This is a genomic window from Rhodococcus sp. 27YEA15 (assembly GCF_049739425.1).
Lineage (GTDB): Bacteria > Actinomycetota > Actinomycetes > Mycobacteriales > Mycobacteriaceae > Rhodococcus_F.
In genome coordinates this window covers 209,630-232,037 of the sequence record NZ_JBMHHW010000001.1, presented here as the reverse complement: position 1 = coordinate 232,037, position 22,408 = coordinate 209,630, and the positions used below count along the sequence as shown (strand labels likewise).

19 protein-coding genes are annotated in these 22,408 nt (G+C 62.7%); 10 read left to right on the top strand and 9 right to left on the bottom strand.

The window, feature by feature from the left end; genetic code table 11:
• Positions 1-79 precede the first annotated feature (79 nt).
• Together ABH922_RS01055 and ABH922_RS01050 are read left to right on the top strand one after the other, a co-directional pair.
• A complete protein-coding gene (locus ABH922_RS01055) occupies positions 80-664 on the top strand; it encodes a TetR/AcrR family transcriptional regulator (protein ID WP_424805168.1) in 585 nt (194 codons plus the stop codon).
• A gap of 167 nt (positions 665-831) precedes the next feature.
• The gene (locus tag ABH922_RS01050; RefSeq protein ID WP_424805167.1) at positions 832-1,680 is read left to right on the top strand and encodes a putative protein N(5)-glutamine methyltransferase; all 849 of its coding nucleotides are present in this window, start codon (positions 832-834) and stop codon (positions 1,678-1,680) included.
• On the opposite strand, the gene ABH922_RS01045 is transcribed toward ABH922_RS01050, so the two are convergent.
• The 4 genes from ABH922_RS01045 to ABH922_RS01030 form a co-directional block, all read right to left on the bottom strand.
• Entirely contained in the window at positions 1,677-1,907 is a 231-nt protein-coding gene (locus tag ABH922_RS01045; protein ID WP_424805166.1) for a hypothetical protein, read from the bottom strand. The genes ABH922_RS01050 and ABH922_RS01045 overlap by 4 nt on opposite strands.
• Before the next feature lie 147 nt (positions 1,908-2,054).
• A complete protein-coding gene (locus tag ABH922_RS01040) occupies positions 2,055-2,855 on the bottom strand; it encodes an ABC transporter permease (RefSeq protein WP_424805165.1) in 801 nt (266 codons plus the stop codon).
• Positions 2,852-3,808 carry an ATP-binding cassette domain-containing protein gene (locus ABH922_RS01035; protein ID WP_424805164.1) on the bottom strand — a complete coding sequence of 319 codons (957 nt, stop codon included), beginning with the start codon at positions 3,806-3,808 and terminating at the stop codon, positions 2,852-2,854. Before ABH922_RS01035 ends, ABH922_RS01040 begins: the two co-directional genes overlap by 4 nt.
• Before the next feature lie 239 nt (positions 3,809-4,047).
• Complete coding sequence (locus ABH922_RS01030; protein ID WP_424805163.1) at positions 4,048-5,001, bottom strand: PDR/VanB family oxidoreductase; 954 nt, start codon at positions 4,999-5,001, stop codon at positions 4,048-4,050.
• 176 nt (positions 5,002-5,177) lie between these two features.
• Between ABH922_RS01030 and ABH922_RS01025 the strand changes: the two genes are divergently transcribed.
• From ABH922_RS01025 to ABH922_RS00990, 8 genes are all read left to right on the top strand, one after another.
• Positions 5,178-6,359 carry an acyl-CoA dehydrogenase family protein gene (locus tag ABH922_RS01025; protein ID WP_424805162.1) on the top strand — a complete coding sequence of 394 codons (1,182 nt, stop codon included), beginning with the start codon at positions 5,178-5,180 and terminating at the stop codon, positions 6,357-6,359.
• A gap of 54 nt (positions 6,360-6,413) precedes the next feature.
• Positions 6,414-6,950, top strand: coding sequence for a YiiD C-terminal domain-containing protein (locus ABH922_RS01020; protein WP_424805161.1), 537 nt, complete (start codon positions 6,414-6,416; stop codon positions 6,948-6,950).
• A gap of 9 nt (positions 6,951-6,959) precedes the next feature.
• On the top strand, positions 6,960-7,856 hold the full coding sequence (locus ABH922_RS01015) for an alpha/beta fold hydrolase (RefSeq protein ID WP_424805160.1): 897 nt from the start codon (positions 6,960-6,962) through the stop codon (positions 7,854-7,856).
• Between the two features lie 177 nt (positions 7,857-8,033).
• Entirely contained in the window at positions 8,034-9,200 is a 1,167-nt protein-coding gene (locus ABH922_RS01010; protein WP_424805159.1) for an ABC transporter ATP-binding protein, read from the top strand.
• A 105-nt stretch (positions 9,201-9,305) separates the two neighbouring features.
• On the top strand, positions 9,306-10,661 hold the full coding sequence (locus tag ABH922_RS01005; RefSeq protein WP_424809517.1) for an ABC transporter substrate-binding protein: 1,356 nt from the start codon (positions 9,306-9,308) through the stop codon (positions 10,659-10,661).
• On the top strand, positions 10,658-11,521 hold the full coding sequence (locus ABH922_RS01000) for a metallophosphoesterase (RefSeq protein ID WP_424805158.1): 864 nt from the start codon (positions 10,658-10,660) through the stop codon (positions 11,519-11,521). Before ABH922_RS01005 ends, ABH922_RS01000 begins: the two co-directional genes overlap by 4 nt.
• A 10-nt stretch (positions 11,522-11,531) precedes the next feature.
• Positions 11,532-12,491, top strand: coding sequence for a carbohydrate ABC transporter permease (locus tag ABH922_RS00995; RefSeq protein ID WP_424805157.1), 960 nt, complete (start codon positions 11,532-11,534; stop codon positions 12,489-12,491).
• Positions 12,481-13,326, top strand: coding sequence for a carbohydrate ABC transporter permease (locus tag ABH922_RS00990; RefSeq protein WP_424805156.1), 846 nt, complete (start codon positions 12,481-12,483; stop codon positions 13,324-13,326). Before ABH922_RS00995 ends, ABH922_RS00990 begins: the two co-directional genes overlap by 11 nt.
• A 29-nt stretch (positions 13,327-13,355) precedes the next feature.
• On the opposite strand, the gene ABH922_RS00985 is transcribed toward ABH922_RS00990, so the two are convergent.
• The 5 genes from ABH922_RS00985 to ABH922_RS00965 are packed head-to-tail and all read right to left on the bottom strand — an operon-like array spanning position 13,356 to position 22,281.
• Complete coding sequence (locus tag ABH922_RS00985; RefSeq protein ID WP_424805155.1) at positions 13,356-13,997, bottom strand: hypothetical protein; 642 nt, start codon at positions 13,995-13,997, stop codon at positions 13,356-13,358.
• Between the two features lie 16 nt (positions 13,998-14,013).
• Entirely contained in the window at positions 14,014-15,393 is a 1,380-nt protein-coding gene (locus tag ABH922_RS00980; RefSeq protein WP_424805154.1) for a pyridoxal phosphate-dependent decarboxylase family protein, read from the bottom strand.
• A 44-nt stretch (positions 15,394-15,437) separates the two neighbouring features.
• Positions 15,438-17,018, bottom strand: a complete 1,581-nt coding sequence (locus ABH922_RS00975; protein WP_424805153.1) for a PfaD family polyunsaturated fatty acid/polyketide biosynthesis protein — start codon at positions 17,016-17,018, stop codon at positions 15,438-15,440.
• The gene (locus tag ABH922_RS00970) at positions 17,015-19,012 is read right to left on the bottom strand and encodes a beta-ketoacyl synthase (RefSeq protein ID WP_424805152.1); all 1,998 of its coding nucleotides are present in this window, start codon (positions 19,010-19,012) and stop codon (positions 17,015-17,017) included. The genes ABH922_RS00975 and ABH922_RS00970 overlap by 4 nt, the downstream gene beginning before the upstream one ends.
• Positions 19,009-22,281 carry a KR domain-containing protein gene (locus ABH922_RS00965; RefSeq protein WP_424805151.1) on the bottom strand — a complete coding sequence of 1,091 codons (3,273 nt, stop codon included), beginning with the start codon at positions 22,279-22,281 and terminating at the stop codon, positions 19,009-19,011. Before ABH922_RS00965 ends, ABH922_RS00970 begins: the two co-directional genes overlap by 4 nt.
• Positions 22,282-22,408: the final 127 nt, after the last annotated feature.

Sequence of the window (22,408 nt, the reverse complement as noted above, 5' to 3'; positions counted from 1 at the left end):
TCTACATTTGTAGAGCCAAGGCTAGAATGTCTCCGACGACACGGTCAATGTGAGCCGCACTACGCGAAGGGAAGCATCGATGGGCCAGGCAGAGCGCCGCACCCTGATCAGTCGGACTGCAGTGTCGATCATCGCCCGACACGGCACGAAGGCCCTCACACATCGAGCAGTCGACCGGGAACTCGGGCTACCGAACGGATCGACGTCCTACTACTTCCGAACACGCGATGCCCTGATCGAAGCGACAGCCCTGTTCATCGTCGACCGCTCCCGATCGACGTACGACCTCTTGGCCGACACCCACTCGGACATCGCCGGTCTCACAGCCGCGTATCTCGACGATCTGCTCTCGAACCGCAGTGACGAGTTGACTGCCCGGTACGCGCTGCTGTTGGAGACACGCGAGAATGCGATTCTGCACAGCCTTCTCGTCAAGTGCCTCTTCTCGACCGATAAAGCGCGCGCCCTCTTCCCGGACCGAAATCTCGACGAAAACAACACCCCTGCAGAAGATTTCGTCAGCCTTCTCGAAGGACTGATATTCGATCGCAGCATCGGAGCGCGCAGTGCCGGCGATGCCACGGACAACATTCGCGACCTCCGCGTACCCATCCAGGCGTATCTCGACGGCATACACCGAGACGCCGGCAGCTCCCCGGAATGAACAGCACTGCGCAGATCGCAGCCGTCCGGTACGGTGACCTACGTCGACGCATGCAGATCGAGGAGGTGAGTTCCATTACCGCTCCGTCAGTAACGGTGCTCCCGGTCGCCATTCCTGTGGTCTAGTCGACGAGAGCGCCTGCACCGTATCACCGGAAAGGCAAACTCGTGTCTGCTCGACAACACACCGAAGTACGCTATCGGGCAGTTGTCGCCGCCCTCCGTGCCGCTGGTTGCGTCTTCGCCGAAGACGAAGCCGGCCTGTTGATGCACGCCGCACCCGACCCGTCGGATCTCGATGCCCTTCTCGCGCGGCGAGTCTGCGGCGAACCACTGGAGTTGATTCTCGGTTGGGCGGAGTTCTGCGGAATCCGCATTCACGTGGAATCAGGAGTGTTCGTTCCTCGACGGCGCACCGAACATCTCGCCCGTCAAGCCTGTACATACCTGCACGCAGGCTCCATCATGCTCGAACTATGCTGCGGCACCGGAGCAATCGGCGCATTCGCACAATCTACAGTCGACGGCATCGAACTGTACGCCGTTGACGTGGACCCCGCAGCGGTGCATTGCGCGCGACGAAACCTCCGGCCCGACAGCCGGGTGTTGGTCGGTGATCTCTACGACCCGCTGCCGCCAAGCCTTCGCGGGCGTATCGACGTCATAGTCGCCAACGCGCCGTACGTACCGAGCGGCTCCATCAGGCTACTGCCGCCTGAAGCCCGCCTTCACGAACCGCGCGCCGCACTCGACGGCGGAGTCGACGGCACCTCGATCCAACGTCGGGTGGCTGCCGCAGCCTCACAGTGGTTGGCACCCGGCGGCCACCTGCTGGTGGAGACCAGTTCGCAACAACGTAGACACACCCTTCGGTCACTCGTCGACGGCGGATTATCCGCGCATTCGACGTATCTCGCGGACACCGAATCGACCGTCGCCGTCGGAGTCAAACCCGCCGTGAAAAATTCTTCGCGGTCTCGGTCGGAGGCGCCTCACACCGAAGCTGGGCTCCCCTAGCCGGGAAGATCATGGTCCTGACCACGATCAGGGGCACCGCCAGACATGCCCTCGACCGCAGTGATTCGGCCGTCACCGGCGTGGGCGGGACATGTGTCGCCGACTGGAGCCGCACCGGCTACTTCGTGGAGTTCGACGACGATCACCTTCAGCTCAATCCGACTGTCCCCCAAGACGTTGGCGCCGACGATGCGTTGCAGTGGAATAGATCCGTTCCTGACGTCCACCTGTCGCAGCACAAATGCACGACAGGTGGACGGGGACCGGGTTGGCTCGCCCTGATGGACTACGGTGCAGGTCACCGAGGCCGGATCGGCCGGAGATCGCGGGCCGGCAAGTGGTGGGGAAAGCTCGTCAGCCCGTTTCCCCCACTGTCAGCGACTGACCGCCTTCTGATAGCGGTGCAGAGCAAGCGGAACGAAGACCACGAGTATCGCGCCAGTCCACAGGACAGATGCCAACACCGGATGTTGCAAGGGCCAGGCATCCGGTACCGTCATGGCCGGGTTGGTGTTACCGAACAATTCACGCGTTGCCTGGGTGACCGCCGAGACCGGATTCCACTCCGCGATCACTTTGAGCACCGCCGGAAAGTTGGTGGTCTCGACGAATGTGTTCGCAATGAACGACAGCGGGAAGATCACGATGAAACTGGCGTTGTTGAAAACTTCCGGCGTCCGAATCCACAAGCCCACAACCGCCATCATCCACGACAAGGCGTAGGCGAAGAACAACAACAGCACGTATCCGGCCAACGCTTCGAGTGGACTGGAGTGAATCCGCCACCCGACCAGCAGCCCGGTCAGCGACATGACGACGAGACTGATCACGTTGATCAGGACATCACTCGAGGTACGCCCGACCAACACCGCCGACGGAGCCATCGGGAGCGACCGGAATCTGTCGATGATTCCTTTCTGCAGGTCCTCGACCATACCCAGGCCCGTCCAGGTGGCACCGAAGATCACCGTTTGAGCGAAAATTCCGGCGATCAGAAACTCGCGATACGAGGTTCCCGGTATCGAGATGGCACTGCCGAAAACGTAGGCGAACAGCAACACGAACATGATCGGCGACAAGATCGTGAACGCCAGCAGATCCGGCACGCGCTTGATCTTGATCACGTTGCGCCGGGCAACGGTCAGACCGTCACCGATCACCATCTGCACGCTCATTGTCCGTCCTCCAGTTCGACCTGGTGCCCGGTGAGCGTGAGGAACACGTCGTCCATTGTCGGCCGTCGTAGCCCGACGTCGAACACCGCTATGCCTCGATCCGACAGTCGACCCAGCGCGGTCACGAGCGCATCCGTGCCTCCGTCGACCGGAACGGTGATGCGACGGATGTTCTCCTGTATCCGTATCTCGCCCACTGCGAGTGAACTCAACTCGGTCGAGACCGCGTCCAGGTCCCCGACGTCCTGCACACTCAATTCGATACGTTCGCCGCCGACCCTGGCCTTCAACTCGTCGGACGTGCCCCGGGCGATGACCGTCCCTCGGTCGACTACCGCGATCTGATCCGCCAGACGCTCCGCTTCCTCCATGTACTGCGTGGTGAGCAGCAGGGTGGTGCCCTGGGCAACCAGGTCTTCGATGACATCCCACAGTCCGAGCCGCGCGCGGGGATCGAGACCAGTGGTCGGCTCGTCGAGAAAGAGTACCTGTGGCCTTGCCACCAACGCACCTGCCAGATCGAGACGACGACGCATACCGCCGGAATAGCCTTTCACCGGACGATCACCTGCTTCGACCAGATCGAACTGCTCGAGCAACTCTCGAGCTCGACCCCTACTTGCTTTGGCGCCCAAGTGATACAGACGTCCGACCATGTCCAGGTTCTCGTAGCCGGTCAGGTACTCGTCCACAGCCGCGTACTGTCCGGAAGCTCCGATCTTGGATCTCAATACCCGCGCATCCTCGACCACATTCAGGCCGGCAACCGTCGCGCGCCCTTCGTCCGGAACCAGAAGAGTCGTGAAAATCCTTACCGTGGTGGTCTTTCCCGCACCGTTCGGACCGAGGAGAGCCATCACGGAACCCTCTGCCACCCTGATGTCCACTCCGTCGAGAGCAGTGACATCGCCGTACCTCTTGACAAGCCCTTCAGCCACTATCGCATCGGTCATGAATACTCCCCATTGAAGGTCACGCTCCAGTGTGAGGCAATTGTTTCCAGGATTCCAGGTATTTTGTCAGCTCCGCACCGTTCCCGTGTTCACCGACCACGAGATTTCGAACCCGACCACACCGGATCCGAATGCTTCTTCTCCGTATTTTCGTCCCGGCGACGCCGAAGGCATGAGGGGCTCGTCGAGGAAGGTGCGCTGCCGTTCTCGGGTTCGCTCGCGCCGAAATCGACCGGCACCTACAAATCGAGCACCAGCGTCGCGGTCCGAGCGCGCGAGACGCACAACATCATGGAACTGTTCTGCCGCCGCTCGTCCTCGGTGAGTACGGAATCGAGGTGATCGACCTCGCCTTCGAGCACCGTGGTCTCACAACTCGCACAGGTGCCTTCTCGGCAAGATGCTTCGACTACGATCCCGGCCAACTCCACAGCGGCCAGGATCGACTGATCCGCCTCCACTCGCACGGTCACCCCCGAACCCGCCAACCGCACGTCGAACGCGGTCTCCGATGACGACGCGTCACCGACCGGGCGGGGAGCGAACCGCTCGACGTGCAATCGGACGCCGACCGCGGCGCACTCGGCCTCCACCGCCGCCGACAACGGCTCCGGACCACAGCAGTACACCTGGGCACCGTCAGGGCCACCGGCGACAATCTGCGCGATCGGCAACAAACCGGAATCCTGCTGGGAGACGACGCTCACCAGACTCGCATACGGGGCCAACTCGTCCAGAAAAGCCATCGACGACGTGGTTCTGCCGCCGTAGTACAACCTCCACGGCGAACCAGCGCTCTGCGCCGCCTCGATCATCGGCAGAATCGGCGTGATCCCGATACCGCCGGCGACGAAGATATAGGATTCACTTCGGATCAGCGGAAAATTGTTGCGCGGCAGCGATACACGGAGAGTCGATCCGATCCGGGCCGTGCGGTGTAGATAGTCCGAACCGCCACGACCATGCGGTTGAAGGAGCACCGCGATACGCCAACTGTCCGCGGTCGAGGGATCGCCGCACAAGGAGTACTGTCGGACCTCGCCATCGAGGACCGCGACGTCGATGTGCGCGCCAGGGGCCCACCGAGGCAATTCCCCGGCGTCAGGCAGGGCTAGTGTCAACGAAACCACACCGTCGGCCTCGTCGTGTCGATCGACCACGATCGTGGGAAAAAGTCCGTCGTCGCAGAACATCACCACTCCTCACTCGTTGCGGTCCAGCGTCGTCGGGAGTGGGACCGGTTGCACGGCGAAAGCTCCGATCAACTGGACCTATCGGCGTTGGCTATCGCGAGAGCGAGCAGCTCACCGCCCCGCAACACTTGGCCCGTCGAAGAGTGATACCACCACACGAAAGCGACTACGATTTCATGACTGTTCTCGAATCAACCACGCCGGAATCGACCGACAGCCTGGTCGCACGGACCTCCGAATTCATTCGTGAGTACGTCATTCCGATCGAACGTGACGTGATCGTCGACGGCCGCATCGTCGACGACAAGTTACGCCTCGAGCTGCAGCGCGAAGCCAAGAGCGTCGGCGTGTTCGGGCCACTGTCCCCCCGCCGCTACGGTGGCCTCGGTCTCGACACTCGTGCGCAGGCGCGGGTTCTCGAGGCTGCCGGCGCCAGCCTGCTCGGGCCGTTGTCGATGAATTGTTGGGCACCGGACGACGGCAACATTCATCTGTTGGAGCACGCTGCAACGGATGCTCAGAAGATACGCTACCTAGCTCCGTTGGCGGCCGGAGACATTCGCTCCTCCATAGCCATGACGGAACCCGGCCCCGGGGCCGGCTCCGATCCGTCGATGCTCCGCACCACGGCGGTTCGCTCGGAATCCGGCTGGACGATCAACGGCTCCAAACACTTCACCACCGGCGCCGAGGGCGCCGCGTTCACCATCTGCGTTGCGGTAACCGAGGACGGGCCCACGATGTTCCTGGTGGACCAGGACAATCCAGGACTGCATATCGGTCGACGAATGCCGACACTCGACCACAGCGTGCCTGGTGGTCACTGCGAGGTGGAGTTCGTCGACTGCGCGGTACCGAGCGACGCCGTGCTGGGTGAACCTGGCCTCGGAATGCAGTACGCCCAAGTCAGACTCGCACCGTCGCGGTTGGTGTTCTGTATGAACTGGCTGGGTCTGGCCGTTCGCGCACACCACATGGCGGCCGAACACATCAACAATCGAACCGCGTTCGGAGTACCGATCGCCGAGCACGGTATGGCGCAGGGTCTGGTGGCGGACAATGCAATCGACATCGCTGCGGCGCGTGGTGTGATCCGCACCGCCGCTGAATCCATCGACGAGTTCGGTGCCGCGTCCTCGGCCGCCAGGCACGATGCCTCGATCGCCAAGACGTTCGTGTCCGAGGCAGTGTGGCGGGTACTGGACCGTGCCGTGCAGCTACACGGTGGCCTCGGTGTCTGTGAAGATCATCTGGTTGCCCGTTTCCTCGTCGAGGCCAGGGCTTTTCGTATCTACGAGGGGCCATCCGAGGTTCTGCGCTGGTCCATCGCCAGACGAGTTCTCCGAGCGCATCCCTAGCACCCGGCACACATCGACCTTCCCGTTACCATCGACTACTTCGGAGGATCAGACATGACCACGAACATCACCGGCAGCCTGACCGGGTTCGCCGCTGTTTACGGCCCGATCGACTCGATCGAACCGGACTACGAACATCTTCGCACTGTCTCGAATTCGATGGTGCCCTTCGGAAATCACGTCGGAACCTCCATCACCGAGATCGGGCCGGACCGTGCGGTAGTGGAGATACCGGCACAACCTCACGTCCTCAACCACATGAGCACCGTGCATGCCGGTGCACTCTTCACCGCCGCCGACATCGCCGGTGCGGCCGCGTTCGTCGGTGCCGCGGCAACTCGCCTCGGCACCGTGACCCAGCTCGTCCTCCGGGCGGCAACGGCGTCGTATCGCAAACCTGCCATCGGCCGGATTCGGGCGGTAGCTCGCGTCGATCAACACGAATTGCACGACATTCTCACCGTCGATCGAGATGCACGCTTCGAATTATCGGGAAAGGCACTACTTCTCGACGACAACGATGTCGTGGTAGCGAAGTTCACCTTCGACTACGTGTGCGACGTTGCCGCCGACACCACAGCTCGCGTGTAGAGGCCGGCCATGACCTCGGATTCCCCGACGAAACCGCCCTCGGAGTTCATCCTCCTCGAGCCCGTGATCGTCACCACCGTCGACGATGCGCAGTTCACCTTGCGTGTTCTTCCGGCAGCAGAGCCCGACGCACCGGTCGTGCTGGTGTTGCCCGCCATGGTCATGAAGGCGAAACACTATCTTCCACTGGCCAAAGCGCTGAACAGAGAGAATCTTTCGGTGGTGACCACCGACCTCCGGTCACAGGGTGAGAGCCTCCCGGCCTTGCGCGAGGGAAAGAACTTCGGCTACCGCGAGATGATCGAATCAGATCTGCCCTCGATCATCGAAGCTGTGCAGCGTCGTTTCCCGGGAGCACGAATCCATCTGTTCGGACACAGCCTCGGGGGGCAACTGGCGCTCCTCTTCGCCGCTGCCCACACCGACACCGTTGCAAGCGTCACCGTCATAGGCACCGGCACGGTGTACTGGCGCGCATTCGGGCCGCGGCGATGGCTGGAGGCCCTCGTCGACATTCAGTGGATCGGCCTGATCTCACGAGTCAAAGGCTACTGGCCGGGCGGGGTGCTCATCCCGGGCGCCATGGCGGGCGGCGTCATGGTGGATTGGTCGATGCATTCGCTGACGAGCCGTTACCGGCCGAAGGGGTCGGACACACCGTACGATCGTCTGCTCGCCCGGATGACACTTCCGGTCCTCGCCATCTCGCTCGAGGACGACCGTCTCGGCCCCAAGTCGAATGTGGACTTCCTGACTCGCCGAATGCCCGCCGCGCAGGTGACCCGTTGGCACATCGGCGACGATTCCCCGGTGATCCATCGCGACCACTTCGAGTGGTTGAAAGACGCCGCGGAGATCGCGGTATCGGTATCGGCGTGGATAAGATCAGCCGTTCCCCCCACCTGATCCCCCACCGGACGTCGGTGCGGCCATCGAATCTTCCGATCCCCGACAACGCGGCGACTATCGTCCCAGTTCGCTTCGCCGCTGCCGAGACCGACTGCATCGGAGCCGACACCGCTGTTCACTCACCGGTCACGCAGAGATGCTGCCATTCGGTGATACACAAACGAGGAGACGTGGATGTCACGAATACAATTGGAGCGAGTGTCGAAGCAATTCGGCTCTGCCACTGCGGTGCACGATGTGAATCTCGATATCGCCGACGGCGAGTTCATGGTGCTGCTCGGACCGAGTGGTTGTGGGAAGTCGACACTCCTTCGTATGATCGCCGGACTGGAGTCCCCGTCCGCCGGGCGGATCAGTATCGGCGACCTCGACATCACTCACACCCCTCCTCGTGCACGAGACGTGGCGATGGTCTTCCAGAGCTACGCCCTCTATCCGCATTTGAACGTCGGTAAGAACATCGGATTTCCGCTCCGCGCTCGCAAGATGGCTAAATCGGATATCCGCAGCCGGGTAGCACATGTCGCCGAACTCCTCGGGTTGCAGGAACTACTCGACAGGCGTCCGGCCGCCCTGTCCGGCGGTCAGCGTCAACGCGTCGCGCTGGCGCGGGCAATGGTACGCGAGCCAGGAGTCTTCCTGATGGACGAACCTCTGTCCAACCTCGATGCGAAGTTACGCAGCGCCACCCGGACCGAGCTGATCGCGCTACACCGCAGACTGGGCACGACCTTCGTCTACGTGACACACGATCAGGTCGAGGCAATGACGATGTCCACGCGAATTGCGCTCCTGGACAACGGAACGATCGCCCAGGTGGGTACACCTACCGAACTCTACGATGCACCACGATCTACCTTTGTGGCCTCTTTTCTCGGTGCGCCGCCGATGAACCTGCTCGACGCCGAGATCGTGGTCCGGGGCGGCGAACTCCACGCCGTCGCCGACGGTGTGAACCTCTTCCTCGGGTTGCGGGCCGACACCGAGGGAAATGAACGACCTGTCACCGTGGGAATCCGGCCCGAGCGAATTCGCGCACTGACGAACTCCGAGACGAACCCGCGAAGTGGAACGGCGCAGCGCCACGGCCGGCTACGGGCAACCGTCACCGGCATCGAGAATCTGGGAAGCGAAGAGGTCGTCCATGTTCGGGTCGGTGCCGCGACACTGTGCCTGCGCACTCCTCGCCCGACGCCACTGCGCGTCGGGGTGCAGACTCCACTCGTCGTGGACTCCCGCGACGTTCATCTGTTCGACCACGAGTCCGGGAAGCGGTTGACATGGGCCGCATCCCCTTCCACTCGCTCGATCGGTCATGACGCGGCGCTGTCTGCTTCCTGAGTGACGATCCGAAGTTTTCTGCCAGCACAATCATTCGAGCAATCAGGAGAGAGCATCGTGAAACAAACCCAGCGCCGGACGCGCCGGCGACATCGCACCGTATCCCTGGCCGCCCTCGCTGTCGCCGCGACGCTACTGACCGCGTGCGGCGGTCTGGGCAGCACGTCAGCCGAGACCACCGCTCCCGACGCCGCCCCCGTGCCCGAACTGAGCGCGGACCAGAAGGTGTCCATCGTGTTCGAGAGTTACAACTACGGCCTCGCCGGCGCGTGGACGGATACCTTCAACTCGTTGATAGACGAGTTCAGAGCACTCCATCCCAATATCACTGTCACAGCACAGAAGCCGCAGGGCAACAGTCCCAACCCTGCCACCGACACGATCTCGAGCATCCAGAGTCAGACTGTTGCGGGCGCACCACCGGACGTCGCCCAACTCGGCTTCAGTGACCTCGATTTCACCATCCACCAGTTGGGCGCGAAGTCACTCGACGGCCTCTTCGGAAAAGACGCCGTCCAGGCGAACTTCGACGGCGCTACATACCCCTACGCACCCACGGCTCGCACACTGGCCGATTGGGACGGCACCACATACGGGGTGCCGTTCGTGTTCTCGACACCTGTCTTCTACTACAACGCTTCGCTGTTCGAGCAGGCCGGTCTCGATCCTGCGGATCCGCCCACGACCTGGAGTGAGGTGGCCGACGATGCTGCGGCGATAGCGTCGAAAACCGGTAAGGGTGGTGTCTATCTCGACTGTCTCACCAAGTCCGCCAAGGACTGGTGCTTCCAAAGCCTCGTCAGGTCCGACGGCGGCCGGGTCATCTCCGAGGACCGTAAGACCTTGACCTTCGCCGACCCGCCGGCGGTGGAAGCTACTGCCATGGCCCAAAAACTGGTCGAGAGCGGTTCGACACCGAAGCTGAGTCAGCAACAGGGCTACGAGGCATTCGCGCGCGGTGATCTGGGAATGATCCTCGAGACAAGCGCTATTCAAGGAACTTTCACCAAGGGAGCCAAGGATTCGTGGGATCTGCGCGCCGCGAAGATGCCCACTTTCGACGCCAAGGCCGCCGTTCCGACCAATTCCGGCGCTTCATTGTTCGTGTTCGCGTCCGATGCCGCCAAACAACGCGCTTCCTGGGAACTCGTCAAGTTCCTCACCAGCGAGCGAGCCTACACCGAGATCTCACAAGGCATCGGGTATCTCCCTCTCCGAACCGGACTGGTCGACGATCCGGCCGGTTTGAAGGACTGGGCAGCCAAAAGTCCTCTGCTCGCACCGAATCTGCAGCAGCTTGCCACCATGGAACCGTGGATATCCATGCCGGGTAACAGCTACCTGCAAATTCGGGATTCGATGATGGATGCCGTCGAGGCCATTGTTTACCAGGGCGCCGATCCACGGTCCACACTCGAGGCCGCCCAGAAGCAGGCCACTGCGCTTCTGCCAGTCCGATGATCGAGCCCGCGGTAACCATCGCCCATCTGACCGACACCCATATCCGCGGTGACGACGAGCTGGTCCACGGACAGGTGAATACCCTCGAGAACCTGCGCTCGGTACTCGACCGACTGGTCGCGTCCGGTCAACGAATCGACTCCATCGTGCTCTCCGGCGATCTCAGTGACGACGGTTCCCCACTGTCGTACCGCAGGTTACGGGCCGCCGTCGATCCGGTAGCCCGCGAGCTCGACGCGCACGTCATCTGCGCTGTCGGAAATCACGACGACCGTGACGCGATGTACACCGAGATGTTCGACGCCGGTCCTGCCGACGACTCCGGCCGCGGCCCGTACGACGCCGTTCACCATGTCCGGGGACTACGGATCGTGGTATTGGACAGCACCACCCCCGGTAGACACGACGGCAGGCTCGAAGCCGACCAATTGGCATGGCTGGCCGACGAGCTCTCACGACCCAACGAGCTGGGTACGGTGCTGATTCAGCACCATCCGCCCATCCCGTCCCCGGTCGCAACTGTCGACTACCTCAAGCTCGCCACCGCAGAACACCTGGAAGCAGTGCTACTGCACTCCGACGTGCGGATGATTCTGTGTGGGCACGCGCATCACACGGGCGCCGGTGCCATTGCCGGAATTCCGGTGTGGGTGGGTCCCGCCATGTCGTATCGAGTGGATCCGGTGGCACCGGTCGGACGGCACCGGGGGGTGACCGGCTACGGGTTCAGCCGAATCGATCTGATCGGCTCGTCGATCGTTGCCACCGCAGTCGAGGACACCGTTTCCGTTCCGGTGTACGACCAGCCGCAACAGGACGTGCTCGACAAGCTTCACGCGCTGTCACTGGGGACCGGATGAGGCGAACCCGATGCTGGTGACGTCAGAGGCTTCGCTCGGGGCTGAACCAGTGGTGACCTCCGAGACGCTTGTCACCGCTGCCCGACCGTCCGTGGCGAGGCGGTCGGGCAGCGCGGTGATCCCGTATCTCTACCTGGCTCCGGCTCTCGTTCTGCTCGTCGTGTGGACCTACCGGCCGCTGATACAGGCAGCGCAACTTTCCGTCTACTCGTGGAATCTCCTTCCGACTACCCCGATGGTGCCGGTCGGGGCCGACAACTACCAACGCTTGATCGAATTACCCGAGGTCGGCGATTCGATCTGGCGCACAGTTGTTCTGATACTGGGTCTACTGCCGTTCTCGCTGGTCCTTCCGGTCGTGGTGGCATTCGCCACCCGCGCTGTGCGGGGACCGGCGCGAGCGCTCTACCAAGCCGTCATCTTCGCCCCGTTCCTGGTGGCGCCTGTCGCGAGTGCTGCGGTATGGCAGTGGCTACTCGATCCAGGCGCCGGGATTGTCAACCGAGTGCTCGGCACCGACGTCAACTGGATTCACGAACCATCCACGGCTCCCTGGGTTGTCACGATCATCACCGGTTGGCACTTCATGGGATTCGCAGTCCTGGTGGTCTCCGCCGGTATGGCCGGTATCAGCAACGACTACGCCGATGCCGCTGCTGTGGACGGCGCGAGCAGGTCGCAGATCGACAGGTGGATCACGCTCCCTCTGTTGTCGCCCACCCTGGTGTTCCTCGGGCTCATGACGGTTCTACTGAGCGCCCAGTGGACCTTTCCCTTGATCGACACACTGACCCAGGGGGGACCGTCACAGTCCACCACCAATATCTATTACCTACTGTGGGACTACGGTTTTCACAGCTTCGATGCCGGCCTCGGCGCGGCTGCAGGGATCATGCTCTTCATCGGCTTCGGTGCGGTTGCCGGAATCCTGATCTGGCTCTCCGAGAGGATCTCATTTCATGACGACTAGCATCGACCCGACCGACACGGGTTCGACATCTCCGGGCTCGGCTCGGGTTCGCGGACACCTGAGCCTCATCGCCATCGCCGTAGTGTGTGGATTCCCGCTGTACTGGCTGGTTGCGACGTCGCTACGTCGTCCGCAAGACGTCAGTTCCCTCGCCCCGTTTCCGTGGCCGATGTCGGTCGAGAACTATGTGGATGCCGCCGACAAGGTCGACCTGGTTCGGTTGCTGAGCAACACATTCGCAGTGGCAGCGATCTCGGCGTCCGGCCAGCTGTTGGTGGCGTTGCTCGCTTCGTACGCCTTCGCGATGTTCACCTTCAAGTTCAAGGGTCTGTTGTATCTGGCCTTCGTCGGAACCTGGCTGGTCCCATTTCAGGTAACGATGCTGCCCAACTACGTCCTGTTGTACAAGCTCGGATTGATCAACAATCTGGCCGGGGTGATCGTGCCTACCCTGTGCTCCGCGTTGGGAGTGTTGATGATGCGTCAACATATGACGAGTTTTCCCAAAGAGCTGGTGGCGGCGGCTAAAATGGACGGTCGCTCGTCCTGGTCCATACTGTGGACCGTGGTGGTGCCGAACCTGAGACCAGCGCTGGCCGCCCTCACCATCTTGCTGTTCGTCAATTCGTGGAACGAGTATTTCTGGCCCGCGGTGGTACTCCAACGCAGCAACTCGGTGGTGCAACTGGGGCTGCGAAGTTTCATGGGCAGCGAAGGCAACGACTGGGGGCCGATGATGGCAGTAGCCGGACTTGCCTGCCTGCCGGTGTTCGTCCTCTACGCGGTCCTGCAAAAACATATCGTCAATGCCTTCGTCCGCTCCGGGCTGAAGTAGGCCCGGAGCGGTATCGGCTCGGCCCGGATCTACAGCGTGTCCGGACTGCTCGGGGCCGGAAGGAAGAAGGGATACAGGGACGGTCCACCGTCCGGTAGCTCGATGGCGGCACCGATTCGTTCGCCACCGAGTCGCTCCCACAGCCGCAGACTACGCAGGCTCGAGGCTTCGCCGTAGGCCCCGATCTGCTCGCGGTGTCGGAGCGCGCGAAGCGCCCCGGTGAGCGAGCGACGGATACCGTCTCCGCGAGCGTGTGGTCGGACGGCGGCGTACAGAACGTGAAAGTGAGGCGGCAACCCCACCGGGTGGTGATCGTCCAAGGCCGCCATCAGAGTTCGTACACGATCACCACTGGGTCCGGTCTGCGACGACAGCAGGTCCAGGAATTCCTCGTTCTCGGACGCGTCGGCTTCCTCTCCCACGCCCGACCAGACGAGTACGGCCCGGTAGTCGGCGGACATGGCCACCAGCCCGCCGTGGTCGAGCAGAAACCGAGTTGTCAGGCGAAAGAAGGCACCGAGGTACCGTTCGCGATCATCGGTACCGGATGGTATCGCCCACGCCATGACCGGATCGTCGTGGAAAGCTGCGGTCAGAGTTGCCGACACGGCGTCCAGGTCGGGACTGGCCGTGACACGAACAGCGTGTGCGGGTTCGTCGGTTGTGGTCATCACGAAAACTCCTGTGTCATACGGTTTGTCGAACATCTGACAATAAATGTGCAGCCGTGACGGCTGCGACGGCTCGCTCCACGTCCTCGGCCGTGGTCTGCCAATTGCATACGGACAACCGCAGCGCGGCTCGTCCACGCCAACGGGTAGGACTCGCCCACGCGGTCTCGCCGCGGTGCAGTGCGTCGACGACCCGCTCGAGGTGCTCGGATTCGGATACACCCTCGCGCGCTCGAAATGTCAGCAGAACCTGATTGAGAACCACGTCGTTGAGAATCTCGATTCCGTCGACGCGAGCAAGGTCCGCGGCCATAGCTCGGGCGAACGCACAACTGCGATCTATCAGATCTGCGACGCCCGCGGCGCCGAGATGGCGCAGTGTGGCCCACAGGACCAGGCTGCGCGCACGTCGTGACATGTCCGGCGTGAAGTCGACCGGATCTCGACTGCCGCCGGTCGCCGGGGTGAGGTACTCGGCACTGGTACGCATTGCGGCGCGATGGGCGTCGGGACGTGCGCAGAGCACGATCCCGCAGTCGTAGGGGACATTCAACCATTTGTGCGCGTCGGTCGCCCAGGAATCGGCGCGAGCCAGGCCCGCGACCTGGTGTCGCACGGAAGGACCCGCAGCAGCCCACATGCCGAAGGCTGCATCGAGATGAACCCAGCCTTCACGCGCACGGGCGGCATCGCAGATCGCGTCGACGGGATCGACCGCCCCGGTGTCGACGTTGCCGACCTGACCGCAGACGATCAGTGGACCGGACGACGCCACCAATTCTCGATCGAGAGCGTGCAGCGACATCCGACCCTGATTGTCGGTGTCGACGACTCGGATCTGACCAGCCATACCGAGCAGTCGAATTGCCCGGAACACGGTGGCGTGGCAACCTGCGCTGACCAGAATCCGCGGTTCCGGAGCGCCGAAGAGCCCGCGACGCTCCACGTCCCACCCTCGATCGGCCAGAACACTGTGCCTCGCCGCCGCCAACCCGGTGAGGTTCGCCATTGCACAACCGGTCGTCACACCGACCGAGGTGTCGGAGGCGAGCCCGAAGAGTTCGATCAGCCACTGTGCGACAACTTCTTCCACCACCGACGCGGTCGGACTGGTGGCGTACAGCGCGCCGCACTGGTCCCACAGCGAGGTGAGCCATTCGGTGGCGACAGCCACCGGATAAGCTCCGCCCATCACGAATCCGAGAAAAGTCGGTGCGCCGGAATGCAGTAAGCCGGGTTCGCCCAGTGTCACGAGTTCGTCCAGCACCGACGCGGCGGCGACACCCGCATCGGGCAGACGCCGTTCGAACCCGAGCCGCAACGAATCCCGTTCGGCGACAGGACCCGTCCGGTCCGTGCGAGCATCAAGCAGATAGGTGGCACTGTAATCGGACACAGAGTTCAGTAACCGAGCCGACTCTCGACGATCGTCCTCGCGGGTCATGAGCGGCCGGCGCGTGCCGGAATGTAATGCGTCGCTTCGGATGGCAGCCGCACCCCGGCTGCCCGCAGCTGCGCGATCCTCGTCAAGTACGCGGCTCCGATCATCATGTGCTGTGCGACGTCCGCGACTCGCCGGCCGGCGGGATCCGCGAGCGCGGTACCCGCCGTCCAACCGTTGAATGCGCCGATAGCCGGTCCGCACCAGATCTGGTAGTCGGTCACCCGCTCGGCATCGCCCCGAATGCTCCACCCCGACGACAACCCGAGGTACCAGCGGAAGACCAATGCCATCTTTCGTTTCGGGTCGGCTTCTGCACCTCGTAGTTGGGCCGGATCTCGTTCCCCGAAGTACGAGGTGCACTCATTCCATATCGAGTCGAGTTCTCGTCCCATGATCGTCGATTCCAACTCGACGCGATCACGCGGTGGTATCGAGTCCAGCCCGTCGTATTCTCGATACATCTCGTACAGGCGCTGGGCTCTGGCGGCGAACATCGTGCCGCGCCGCAACACCTGAACCTGCACTCCGAGTTCGAACATGTCCGAGGACGGTGCCATGGTGCAGTCGGCTACACCGGCTGTGGCGAGGAGCGCTTTGGTGGCGACGGATTGGTCCGCCTCGACGGTCGCCTGGTTGATGGAACCGGTCACCACATAGGCGGCGCCCATCGCAAAGGCCGCCGCCGCTGCTGCGGGAGTTCCGATACCGCCCGCCGCCCCTATCCGTACTTCACCGAGTGCAGGCAGTTCACGGTGAACGCGATCGCGGGCGGAAACAAGTTCCGGAAAAAGTACGGTCATCGGTCGTCGGTCGGTGTGGCCGCCGGAGTCCGCTTCGGCAGTGATGTCGTCTGCCATCGGTATCTGTTCGCTCCATCGTGCTTGATCGGCGGTGACGTCCCCGCGTGCGACCAGCGCTGCGACGATCGCACGCGGAGCGGGGCGGAGAAACAACTCCGCGACCTCGACACGAGAAACCTTGGCAATCAGCCGATGTCCGCGCACAGTCCGACCCGCGGCATCGAGTGAAAGCCCGGACAATCTGTAGCGAACCACCTCGTGACTCAAACCCATGAACGCCGACGCTTCTACACAGCGAACTCCGTGCCGCAAACAGGCATCCACGATCGCCCGCTCCAGGGCTGGCTCGGTCGGACTGTGGATGAGGTTGCAGGCAAACGGTGTATCGCCGAGGTTTGCGGAGAGCGCAGCGAGCGCCGAATCGATCTTGCTCGCAACGATACCGGCGGCGCCGTACGTGGCCAGGTAGCCTGCTCGCGCCATGGCCGTCACAAGGTCCGGTGACGAGATGCCGTTGGCCATCGCACCAGCCGCGTACGCGTACCCGATGCCGTGAAAGGCAGTGAATCTACTGTCACCCAACGATTGTGGAGACAGGGGTCCGACCGCTGCGAGCACTTCACGGCTACCGGCGACAGATTCGAGCGAGGTGAGTCCGATACCGATCGAATCCCGTATCACCCAACACGGACGATCCAGATCGAGGAGCACACCCCGGACGCTCGAAGCCGTGCGGGCCAACTCGGGCGCCACCGGTGCGGTGGTCTCGACAGTCATGCGAGGGCTTTCCTTTCGACGAGTTCGACAGATATGTCACACAATTCGTAGATTCGTAGTCCCGGCTTCCACAACGACGCGTCAGCGACGACGATCACACCGCCCGAAGACGTCGTGACCGATTTGATGTGAACTTCCACCTCGCACGTGACGTCGGAAGGCAGAAATTGACCGCGATATTTCCAGGTGAACGGGATTCCCGGTGGAATCACGAAGACCGGGTCGAGAAACTCGGCCGCGGTTCCGGTGTCGATGATCCATTCTTGCATCGCCTGGATCACCGTCTCGACGCCGAGCGACCCCGGGATCACCGGATCGAGATGAAAGTGCCGGGCGAAGAACCAGTCCTGTGGATCGATGCGGCGAATGCTGTGCAGACAGCCGTGGCCGAAATGCCCGCCGCCGTCCACCACGTCTATCCAGTCGAGTAGAGCCAACTTCCCTCGCGAACACAGAACTGCCGAATCGTCCGCTCGACGACCCGCCACGTCGATACGACGCCTGTCGATCGAATCACCTTGCGTTGAAATCCATGTCGGAACCAGCGTGCCGGCATCAAGTCCGGCTTGATTGCCGAGTGCCTCGTCACTGAAGTATCCGAACATGGTCTCTCCCTCGTAGAAGGCGCGACCGTTCACGGACAACGAGTAGTCGAAGCTCTGCAGGGACGAACCCGGCAGCAAAGTCGTGGACAGCAGTCGGGAGTGCTGTGTGACGGTACGGTCTCGCAGGTCCACCCGATGCAGCACCGTCGCGGTTCCACCGAGATTACGCAGACTCTGAGTCGTGTCCGGGGCATCGAGCGTCGGGCCGAGGAAGTATCCCATCAGGAGCGCAGCTTGCAGCGACGTCTCCATGTAGACGAAGTGCGGCATGGAGTGATTGGCCGTATCCGAGTAGTACCAGGAGTCGGCGGGCGAATCGTACTCGCTCCGGTATGCCTGAGGCTGATCGAGAACACCCCGCTGCCCGTCGAATTCCACTACCCGGTCGACCAGCAACAGCCCGCCCGACGGAAGCCTGGTGGCACGGATCCCGGTGTAGTGGCCGAATTCCGGACCGAGGGCAACTGCCTGGTCACCGCGCGCCAGATGCGCCATGTGGAACTCGCTCAGCAGTGCGCGACTCCCGTCGGCGGCCACGCGACCCGTCCAGGCGTCGAGAACCCCGCCCGGACCGGGTCCGATCGGTGTACCGCTGCGTTCCTGCACGGTCAGCGTCACCGATATCGCACCACGCGTGTCGGTGCAGAGCACCTCGACCGTCAGATGCGGTCGAGGCACCAGGTCGATCTCGGTCACCGTCAGTTCGAGTGCGCGCGGGTCCGGCACGTCGGAATCGGCTTCTGCGCCCGACACCTCCGCCACCAACGATGCATCCGCGATGCACAGGTGTAGCCCGGCGTAGAGGGCGAACACCTCACCTGCTTGCACGGCCGCCGCTCGCGCACCACCACGAAAACGCGCGGACAGTGCGCCCAACCCCGATGCTCCGCCACGAAGGCGGATCTCGGACACGTCGTCGAGTGCCATGCCCACGCCGAGCGCTGGTCGAAGCTCGGGGTTGGCACTCGACTGGTCGTAGGCGGGCCCGAACACCTCCGATGTCGCGCCTTGAGCAAGCAGGCTCAGCGCGGAACGGTCGAGGGCGGTCACCACCGACCTGGCAAGCGGCTTGAATGCTCCCTCCGCGGCTGGGGCAGCGATCGGGGTCACGCCGGACGTTGGTGCGGACATACCGGTGACAGCGTGTCGAATTATCCGCCGCTGCATCGAAACCTGAGCAGCGACGGCGGCCGAATGCGCAGCTGTCATTGCCGATCGCATTTCCGCGAGCACCGTATCGGCACCGATCGAGGACCGCAGCGCTCTGATGACGTCGGCGCGTCCCGACGGCGCCGATATTGTTTTCGTAGAGGAGATTTCAGTCCGTGTAGCACCGACGGGGTCGAACGGAACTCCGTCGAACTCGAGTACGGGGGGTGCACTGCTCATCGAATCCACTGCCTCACTGATTCGCGGAATTTCTCGGACAGGTCCGGCGTGTTCACTACCGCGACATCGGCGAACTTCTGAAAGATCACGCCGTCGACATCGACAGCGGTGGCATCCATCAGCAACTCGGCAGCTGCCCGTCGAACATTGTCGACGACAACGATGAAGGGCAGATCATCGGGCAATTGTCGGTAGTAGTCGACGCGACCGATCGACATGGGCAGGCACGCCGACCCACTCAATCGGTATCCCAGGACCGGCGGGCCCTGCAGAATCACGTCCGCCAGAACCGGATTGTGCAGAGCACCAGCGTACGATCCGAGATTCACCGCGGTTCCGGATATCTTGGATTTCACCACGATTCGGGTGTCGTCCTCGACCAGGATCTCTTTCATACCTTGAAGAGCCGGGGCATGGAACTGCCTGGCCTCACGATAGAGAATCTCGGCATCTTCGCCGGACGAGGGCCAGTCAACGGGTATCGAAGGCGCTCGGTGGACAGCGTCCACCAGAACGAGTGTGGCGGCATAACACGGTACTCGACGACCGGATTCGCTTCCGTAGGCATCGACCCGCAACTCGACGTCGCCGTCGGCGGAGAATGCCGGAACCAGGTCGACATCGAATCCCGCAACCGGGTGATCGAACACCACTCCCCGGTGCACCTTGAAATTTCGAACTACCGACACGATCAGACCGGGATGTGCTCGCTCCACGATGTTGATCATCGCGCCGAGACCGAATGTTGCGGGAAGTACCGCCGCCGTACCGATGCGATGTGCCGTGATGATCCGATGGTCGGACAGATCGCCGAAGTCTCGTCGGATCGTGACGTTCGTCGATCGAACCACACCGGCGCCCAACGGCTCCGCCGTACCGGCGAGGACGACGACGTCGTTTCTCCGCTCCGACGTGAACTGTTCGGTGAAAAACCTGGAACCGAGCCTCGGATCGAGAAGGGAAACACCACGTTCGAGGAAGTACCCGCGTAGTTCGGGAGTGACCATCCCGCCATCCCACGCGCCCCAGTCGACGGTGGTGACATGGAAGTCCGGTTTCGACGACTTCAGTGTCGAAGCAAATCTACCCAGGGCCTCGTTCGCCGCAGCGTAGTCGGCTTGGCCCGAGTTACCGTACCGGCCAGCGACCGAACCGAACAGGACGAGATGACGAAGCCGGGAACCCTCGTCAGTCCAGCGCAGCGCACCCAGCACAGCTGCCAGACCACCGATCTTGGGGCCGAACACCCGGCTGATCTCGGCCGTCGTCTTTTCCTCGATCAGTGAGTCCGCGAGAACCCCGGCGCCGTGAACAACGGCTGTGATCACATCGCGTCGCGCACCGATCTGTTCGAGGACAGCATCTGGATCAGTCACGTCGACCGACAGATACTCCGCACGTTCGCCGAGAAATGCCAACAGGGTTCGTATCTCGCGGACGGCGCGAACGTCGGAGCACGCACTGTCCATCTGCCGGGGTGTCACTCCGGATGCTGCCAGCGCACTGATCGCTGCCGCCTTGAGCCGGTCGTCCGGCACACCACTCGCCCACTGCGGTTCCTCGGCCGTCCGCGTTCGGCCGAGCAGTACGAAACGTGCGGCACAGTGATCGGCAAGATCCCGAACACAGCGCGCCGTCACCCCCCGCGCACCCCCGGTGACCAAGACCACGTCGTCGCCGGTCAAGGTGGACGGGCCTGGCTCGACATCCAAACGAATTTCCGTTCGCTCGAGGGTGGATCCGTATGCAGCGGGAACCACCGTCACTCGGTCTCCGGTGGGGCCGATTCCCACTTCCACGGTGTCCGTGGCGCCGTCCTCGATCTCGGCACGCACGACATCTGCCACCGCGCTCGACGGGATTTCCGGATCGACGTCCAGCGCCCGGCAGAAAAGCCCCGGATGCTCGACAGCAAGGGTCTTCACCACACCACCGACGCCACCGACCATGGCGGACACCGGGTTGCCCGTCCCCAGAAAACCGAGTGCACCGTCGATACGGGTCAGAGTGACAAATGCGGCGCGGCTTCCACTGTCCCGCACCGCTGACAGCGGACCGACTGCGCTCTTGGCCACCAGAATCGCGGCAGCCAGTACTCGCTGAACTCCGGCCCAATCCGAATCCCGATTCACCAGAAGTAAACACAGATCCAGATCGTCGCCCATCACGTTGCCGATGTCGGTCTCGACGTCCTCGAGCGAGCCGTCGACGTTCACTCGGTCTACATGCCATCCCGCGGCTTGGAACCTGGCACCTACCGCGTCCGCGTCGGCGCAGTCGGCATCGTCCACCGTCACCGTCAACACGCGAGCCGAATGCCGGAATGCGTCCGTGGCAGTGTCGATTGCGGGTAATGCCACCACTGCTACTCGATGCCGCGACAGAATCGCCGCGGCTTCAGCTTTTGGGTGGACATCACTCCCCTGCACGAGCGCTCCGACGATCTGATCGAGAGTTCTCAACACACCCAACTGCTCCGGCCCCAAACTCGGTAACAACGGAAAACGCTCCTGCACCGCACCGAGCACCTGAACCCGCTTGATCGAATCCACACCCAGATCGGACTCGAGATCCATCGACGGATCGACCATCGCCACCGGATATCCGGTCTTGTCCGCCACCACCTCACGCAACACCGCCAACAAGCCCGCTGCATCGGGCTCGGAGTCCGCCGCACCGAGATCGGGCGTAACGGTTTCCGGTTCGGCCGAAACCGAGGCGACGATCGCAGCAACGATCTGATCGAGAGTTCTCAACACACCCAACTGCTCCGGCCCCAAACTCGGTAACAACGGAAAACGCTCCTGCACCGCACCGAGCACCTGAACCCGCTTGATCGAATCCACACCCAGATCGGACTCGAGATCCATCGACGGATCGACCATCGCCACCGGATATCCGGTCTTGTCCGCCACCACCTCACGCAACACCGCCAACAAGCCCGCTGCATCGGGCAACGGATCCACCCGATCAGCGGTGCCGTCCACCGACGCGATCACGGTCGCCGGCGCGGACAAACTGTTGCCCACGTCCGAAACCTCGGCCGAAGAGGCGTTTTCAGAACGATGAACCGGCACCAACTGCGCTACGGGTGCCGGAGCCAGGGCGCGCGCCGGCTCCTCTCGTGACTCCACCGTCTGCCATGTGGAATGATCTGCGGACAAACCTGTTTCGAGTTCGGCCAGGCGGCCGAGCACCTCGCCCGCCTTGGTATGGGAGTGGCTGATCGCGATACCGTGATCCTTGACCGCCTCGATGGCCCGAACCATCGACTCGTCCAGGCGTTCGGAACGCAGAGCCCCGGCCAGTTGCCTCGCGAGGTCCAATTGCGCGTCCAGATAGTTGTTGTGAGTCGAAACATGCTGATTCAGTGCCGACTCGACATCGACTCCGTTT